Raw genomic sequence first — 6,078 nt, forward strand, 5'->3', positions numbered from 1 at the left:
AGTGGGGTAAAAGCGGTACCTGAACGCCCGCTTGACCCGCTCCGCCATACCTCACACCGTATCAACCCCCATGCGAGCGGCCGGTGTCGGCCGGTGGACGGCGCACGCCGGTCCGCCCTGACGGCGAACCGGCTTCCCCTGCACTGCTCCGCAGGAGCTTCGTTTCCTCCCCGGCCTAAACGCCGGGGTATCCACCAAGGACAGACCCGATGACGACGTACCGAAAGGTCCATGGCGCGTAGACGGCCAGGACAGATCCGTGCCGGCGCCCCCGGCAGCCACCTGACAACGGGTGCAAGGCCAGTCATCGACGGTCTGTCTTCGCGTGCACTGTCCGAGATCAACCGTCTCGAGCACACCCGCAACTATCTGCAGCCAGGCGATGTCAGCACGGCTGTGGGCCTGTGGAGGAAGTACGTCCACCAGCCCGAGCGGGATCTGTGGCACGACTACGAGTGGGGCAACGTGCACTGGGACTACTGCGGCAACCCCCTCGAAGCCCGAGCCCTCCTCGACACCGTGATGCAGGCCATATCGCCACGAAGTGCCCGCGAACTTCGAAAGGTTGTCCGCCGGTCAGACGCCACCTGGAACCGTCCATCCCCGCCCGTTGAAGCGGACAGTAGATAACAACGGGTTCTGCTTGGCAGACCTCAGCAGACACTCACAGGGTTTCCTGACACCGGCGGCGGCACGTCGCGTAGGAGCGGGGTTCCGAAACTCGCTCACCTATGTCCCGGCGTCTTGTCCGTCGGCGTCGGAGCGGGGAGTTCCGGCGAGCGACTGGGAATCATACCGAGGTGCCGCCTTCTGACGTGCCACCGCTCGCGGTCGATGATCGCGGCAACACCTTGATCTCCTTCGCGCCCGGGGCTGAAGGGGCGCCACCGCGTGACGCACCGGTGCCGGCGGCGTTGGTCGCCCTCTGGCGTGCCGACAGCGTCCTCATGGTCTTCGATCGATGGCGCCAGGGCTGGGAACTACCCGGGGGGCGAGTGGAGGACGGTGAATCCCCACGGCAGGCGGCCGTACGCGAGTTACTGGAGGAGAGCGGTCAGGAGCCCGACGGGCCGTTGCAGTTCATCGGCTACGCGGGCTTCGTACTGGCACCCGAGCAGCGAACCGAGTACGCGGCTTTGTTCGCCGGCCGAACCGCCATTGTTCGGCGCTTCCAGGCCAACGAGGAGATCGTGGCCATCCGCTGGTGGAATCTTCGGGACCCCCTCCCGGGACGTGTTCAGCCCCTGGACGCCTACCTCGCCCGTCTGACTCGCGAGTGGGACTCCGGCTTCTCCCACCATCAAGGGTGAGGCTAAAAGTCGAGCTGAGTGCGACGGGCCTGCTTCGCTCGGCTGCTCGCTGCGGCACCCGGCCATCGGGAATGAAGCGCTGGAGGGCTTTGTTGCAACGACTGCATGACATGACCGAGTCAAAGCACTCGGTGGTGGTGAAAGGAGTACCTCATGGCACGCAGCACCACGCGGCCCGTCGTCACCCTCAGGTCGACGGCCGGCACCGGAGTCACCTACGTGACGCGCAAGAACCGTCTGACCAACCCCGACCGGCTGGTCGTCCGCAAGTACGACTCGGTGGCCGACAAGCACGTTCTGTTCCGCGAAGAACGATGACGCCCGCCTCGGTCGTCGACCGAGGTTTCTCGAGGAGGCACCACCCATGAGGTCCGGCATTCACCCCGTCTCCCGCCTCGTTGTCTTCCGCGACCGCGCGGCAGGCTTCCAGCTGCTCACCCGCTCCACACTCGACACGCAGCGCACGGTGGAGTGGGAGGACGGCACAAAGTACCCGGTCGTCGACGTGGACATCTCGTCCGCGAGTCACCCGTTCTACACCGGCACCTCGCGGGTCGTGGACACCGCGGGCCGAGTGGAACGCTTCGAGCGACGCTACGGCCGTACCGCTCCCGTCCGTCCCTGACGGCCGAGCCGTCTTACCCCTGCAAAGCCGTGCAATAGGAGGCCGCTATGAAGGTACGCAAGTCCCTGCGCTCGCTGAAGGCCAGACCCGGCGCTCAGGTGGTGCGCAGGCGTGGCGTGACCTTTGTGATCAACAAGAAGGACCCCCGCTTCAAGGCCCGTCAAGGCTGACGCCACTGCGCAGCACTTCAGCGGCCCGGCATCGCACCCGCGGTGCCGGGCCGCTGCCCGATCTGCAGCCGGCGCGCACCGACGCCCCGTACCCGTCGATCCGTCGGAGTACCAGCATTTCCTGGGCAGGTACCGGCCGGGCCCGGATGAGGCCCGCCAGGCGATCATGGCGAGAAAGAGCACCTGTCGTGAGAGGGGAACGGGGTCGAGTCGTTGACTCGCGGTCTTTTGGAATCGCCCCCCGCCCGACACCTTCCCCGCCGTAGCTTGCGTGTCCTCGCCCCCTGGAGATACCCCATGAACCGGGACCAGGCTGACCACGAACCGCGTCGGGGCAGCAGGCAAAGCATGCGGGCGCCTCCCGGGCGTTGGCGTAGGCCTCGGGGTCCGGGCTGCTGGGGCGCCCGAGTCCCACGACCCGGCCAGCGGCGCAAGGTGATCGACGTCGCGCGCGCTCAAGGACGTCACCGTCTGGCCGTCGTAGTACGACATCCACCGGCTCCCTGTGAGGATGTACCCCGCCCGGACCGAAGAGGCCCCAGCGGGGACCAGCCGGCGCTGGGCGTGCTGGCGCAGTGCCGAATGTCCACGACAGGTCACAGCGCTGCGCCGGCTCGGAAGTGCGCTGCCTCCCAGGCTTCCACCGGATTGGTCTGACAGGGTGACCTTGGCGCCACGTCTACCCGTCAAGCCTCTCATCTGCGGTGATGCCTGCTAGCTTCGCCAGCTGATCTATGGTCCCGTACGCCTGCAGCGGAGGCAGGGCCACCACTGCGAGGCGAGGAAGACTGGTGTGAGGGAAGACGTCAAGGGGCCAGCGGTGGCTCCATTCAAGCGCAGGACTTTCCTGGCCACGGCCGCCATGACGGCTGGCGCGTCGGCCACCGCGGCAGCCGCACCGGCGTCGGCCGCGGGTCCCCACAACGGACCAGCCGACCCGTGGCCTCTCGACTCCGTGGCGCGGCTGCTGTCCATGCCCGAAGACGACCGCGGTATCGACTGGCTCAGGTCGGCGCTACAGGTCGCCGTGGGGCTGGAACTGTCCACCATCCCGCCGTACCTGTGCGGCTGGTGGTCCATCAGGGACCGCGGCGCGGATGCCGCGCGATTGATCCGGCGCATCATCGACGACGAGATGTACCACCTGGGCGTGGTGTGCAACCTGCTCGTGGCCGTGGGTGGCAGGCCCCGGATCAGGGCGGCGGCACCCACCTACCCCGGCCCATTGCCCGGCGGCGTACGCGCCGGCGTGACGGTGTACCTGTCAGGTTTGACCAGGTCCTTCGTACACGACGTGATGATGGCCGTCGAAGCCCCCGAGGATCCACTCGCCCTCAGCGACAGCGCCCCGCCCACCATCGGCGCCTTCTACGGCGCCGTGCTGCAGGGCTTCAGGGCCGTGGCCCCGCAGTTGTCGGCCCGCGGGCAGCTGAGCGCCCACATCGGATCCGACGAACTGCGGCCGGTGGAGACCCTCGTGGACGCAGAGCGCTCCATCGACATCATCAGGGAACAGGGCGAGGGCACGAGCAGCTCACCGTCCGACTCCTTCGCCGACGACCACCCGGCCCACTACTACGCCTTCGGCGAGATCTACCACGGCCGGCAACTGCGGCAGACCGAGACGGGCTGGACGTTCACCGGGGCGCCCGTCCCCTTCCCCGAGGCACGCCCCATGGCCCCGGTCCCGGCCGGCGGCTGGCCCGGCCCGCCGGCGCCCGTGCAAGAGGTCCTGCACCGGTTCGACACCACCTACACCACCTTGCTCGACTCCCTCGACGCCGCCTGGGGTGACGGCGGCCCCCGCTCCCTGGGTGCGGCCATTCACGCCATGCACGCCCTGGAAGAGCCCGCCGTACGGCTCATGGAGACCGAGATCCCCGGCACTCGCAGCACATACGGCCCCCAGTTCCACGTACTGCCCTGACGGGCTCGTGCACGGGAAAGAACTGGAGCGAAGTACAGCAGGCCTTTGCCGGGAGGGCGCCGTAACCGGAGCAGTTGCGGCCACGCCCGGTCTCAACACGGGTCCGTCTCGGCAGACGAGGCTCTCTCGTCTCTTCAGATGCATACCCTCGCTGTGCTCTCGGTCGCCGACGTCCACCAAGTCGGCGACGGGGGCGAGCGAAGGAATCGTCGTGCTCGGCCAAAGAGCACCGCCCGGTTTTTCGCGCATGTGGCTCAGCCCCGACGTCATGGCCATCGCCGACGCGCGGTACGCCGCTCACCCGAGGACTCGCTCGACGTACCCCCCGATGTGTACGAAGCACACCGGGCCGACTCCAGTGGCGGAGCCAGCCACGGCGCCGAACGCGCATCCGCCCCGGCCGTCGTACGTGGCGGATGCCAGTCCGGCAGGTCAGCCATCGCTCGTTGCGGTCCCCGCCCATGCCACGGGCTGCCCTTCGGAGTTGGCCTCGAGGTGCGGGTGTACCGATTCGGCCTCCTGGACCGCTCTGTCGTACCGCTTCTGGAAATGCCGGATCATGGGCTGAACTCCCGCGCCTCGGAGGGCCCCCAGCGCGTCGATCTCCGCCAGAGCCCCCGCTGGGGGACACGCCGCCCTCGGCTTCCAACTGCGGCTGACCCGCCTGCTCCGAAGACCCCTGCCGAGACGCACCGAATATGTGAACTGACGTACGGAGCAAGGGTGTCGAGCCATAGGTTGTGACCGGAACCCCTCGCTTCAGCGGAAAGACGGACGGTAGCCATGACTGACCACGCCACCACGCCCGGCCCGGCGGCGCATCAGAAGATCGACACCTCGGTGCCGCACTCGGCCCGCATCTGGAACTACTGGCTGGGCGGGAAGGACAACTACCCCGTCGACGAGCAGGCCGGCGACGCGTACACCGCCGTGTTCCCAGGCATCGTGACCATCGCGCGCAGCAGCCGTGCTTTCCTGCGCCGCAACATCACGTACCTGGTCGCCGAGGCGGGCATACGACAGTTCCTCGACGTCGGAACGGGCCTGCCGACCGCCGAGAACACCCATGAGGTCGCCCAGCGTCTCGCCCCCGAGGCCCGGATCGTCTACGTCGACAACGACCCGCTGGTCCTGGCACACGCCCGAGCCCTGCTCTACTCCACGCCGGAGGGGGCGACCGCCTACGTCGACGCCAACGTACTGGACCCGGACCGCATCCTCGCGGCCGCCACCGACACGCTGGACTTCAGCCGGCCCACCGCCCTGATCCTCAGCAACATCCTGGGCCACGTCGCCGACTACGACCAGGCACGCTCCATCATCACCCACCTGATGGGAGCGCTGCCGTCCGGCAGCTACCTCTCCATCAACGACGGCTCGCGAGGCGTCGACCCGGTCTTCGAGCAGGCCCAGGACGCGTACAACGAGAGCGGCGCCGTGCCGTACAACCTGCGCACCGTCGACGAGATCACCTCGTTCTTCGACGGCCTGGAGCTTCTGGACCCCGGTGTCGTCTCGGTCCCCCTCTGGCGACCCGATTCCACCGGCCCGGCCGCGGAGGAAGTCATCGCCGAACACGGCGGGCTCGCCCGCAAGCCGTGACGTCGCGCTGTGATGCCGTGATGTGAGGTGGCGCGGGCACAGCGGAGGCCGAGGCCGAGGCTCCGAGTGGAAGGCATCTGAGTGCATAGGTGCGTTGTCGCGGGCTGAACGCGTGACAGGGCTATCCCGGTCGACCGGCGGTCGTGAGCAGTGGGGGCTGATCGAGCCGGTGATCGCCTCTTGGAAGACCGCGCACTACTCGGTCAGCGGCCGTCAGTACCGGGAGCGCCAGAGCGGAGACTGGCTCTGCAGACACGTTCCCCACATCCAGTTCATCGTCCTTCGTGGATACTCCGGCCTTCAGGCCGGGGAGGAAACGAAGCTCCTGAAGAGGAGGGCAGGGGGAGCCGGTTCGCCGCCAGGGCGGACCGGCGTGCGCCGTCCACCGGCCGACACCCGCCGCTCGCATGGGGGTTGATACGGTGTGAGGTATGGCGGAGCAGG

The 6,078-nt window shown here is 68.1% G+C and carries 6 protein-coding genes; all 6 read left to right on the forward strand.

Translation table 11 applies throughout. The features are described from left to right. Positions 1 to 800: 800 nt before the first annotated feature. Positions 801 to 1,310: an NUDIX hydrolase gene (locus AQJ46_RS50940; protein WP_225887681.1), complete on the forward strand. Its 510-nt coding sequence runs from the start codon at positions 801 to 803 to the stop codon at positions 1,308 to 1,310. 153 nt (positions 1,311 to 1,463) lie between these two features. Next, positions 1,464 to 1,628: a 50S ribosomal protein L33 gene (gene rpmG / locus AQJ46_RS50945; RefSeq protein ID WP_057614607.1), complete on the forward strand. Its 165-nt coding sequence runs from the start codon at positions 1,464 to 1,466 to the stop codon at positions 1,626 to 1,628. Between the two features lie 46 nt (positions 1,629 to 1,674). Then, positions 1,675 to 1,935 carry a type B 50S ribosomal protein L31 gene (locus AQJ46_RS50950; protein ID WP_059212179.1) on the forward strand — a complete coding sequence of 87 codons (261 nt, stop codon included), beginning with the start codon at positions 1,675 to 1,677 and terminating at the stop codon, positions 1,933 to 1,935. A gap of 47 nt (positions 1,936 to 1,982) precedes the next feature. Continuing rightward, positions 1,983 to 2,105 (forward strand): type B 50S ribosomal protein L36, encoded by a 123-nt coding sequence (gene ykgO, locus AQJ46_RS50955; RefSeq protein ID WP_026084623.1) that lies wholly within the window; start codon positions 1,983 to 1,985, stop codon positions 2,103 to 2,105. Positions 2,106 to 2,925: 820 nt separating this feature from the next. After that, positions 2,926 to 4,032, forward strand: a complete 1,107-nt coding sequence (locus AQJ46_RS50960; protein ID WP_263972931.1) for a ferritin-like domain-containing protein — start codon at positions 2,926 to 2,928, stop codon at positions 4,030 to 4,032. Between the two features lie 783 nt (positions 4,033 to 4,815). Further along, on the forward strand, positions 4,816 to 5,634 hold the full coding sequence (locus tag AQJ46_RS50965) for an SAM-dependent methyltransferase (protein ID WP_059212181.1): 819 nt from the start codon (positions 4,816 to 4,818) through the stop codon (positions 5,632 to 5,634). Positions 5,635 to 6,078: the final 444 nt, after the last annotated feature.

This window comes from Streptomyces canus, assembly GCF_001514145.1.
GTDB classification, from domain to species: Bacteria; Actinomycetota; Actinomycetes; order Streptomycetales; family Streptomycetaceae; genus Streptomyces; species Streptomyces canus.

Coding starts and splice junctions, on each gene's coding strand:
- rpmG (WP_057614607.1), top strand. CDS start 1,464: ATGGCACGCAGCACCACGCGGCCCGTCGTCACCCTCAGGTCGACGGCC.
- AQJ46_RS50950 (WP_059212179.1), top strand. CDS start 1,675: ATGAGGTCCGGCATTCACCCCGTCTCCCGCCTCGTTGTCTTCCGCGAC.
- ykgO (WP_026084623.1), top strand. CDS start 1,983: ATGAAGGTACGCAAGTCCCTGCGCTCGCTGAAGGCCAGACCCGGCGCT.
- AQJ46_RS50965 (WP_059212181.1), top strand. CDS start 4,816: ATGACTGACCACGCCACCACGCCCGGCCCGGCGGCGCATCAGAAGATC.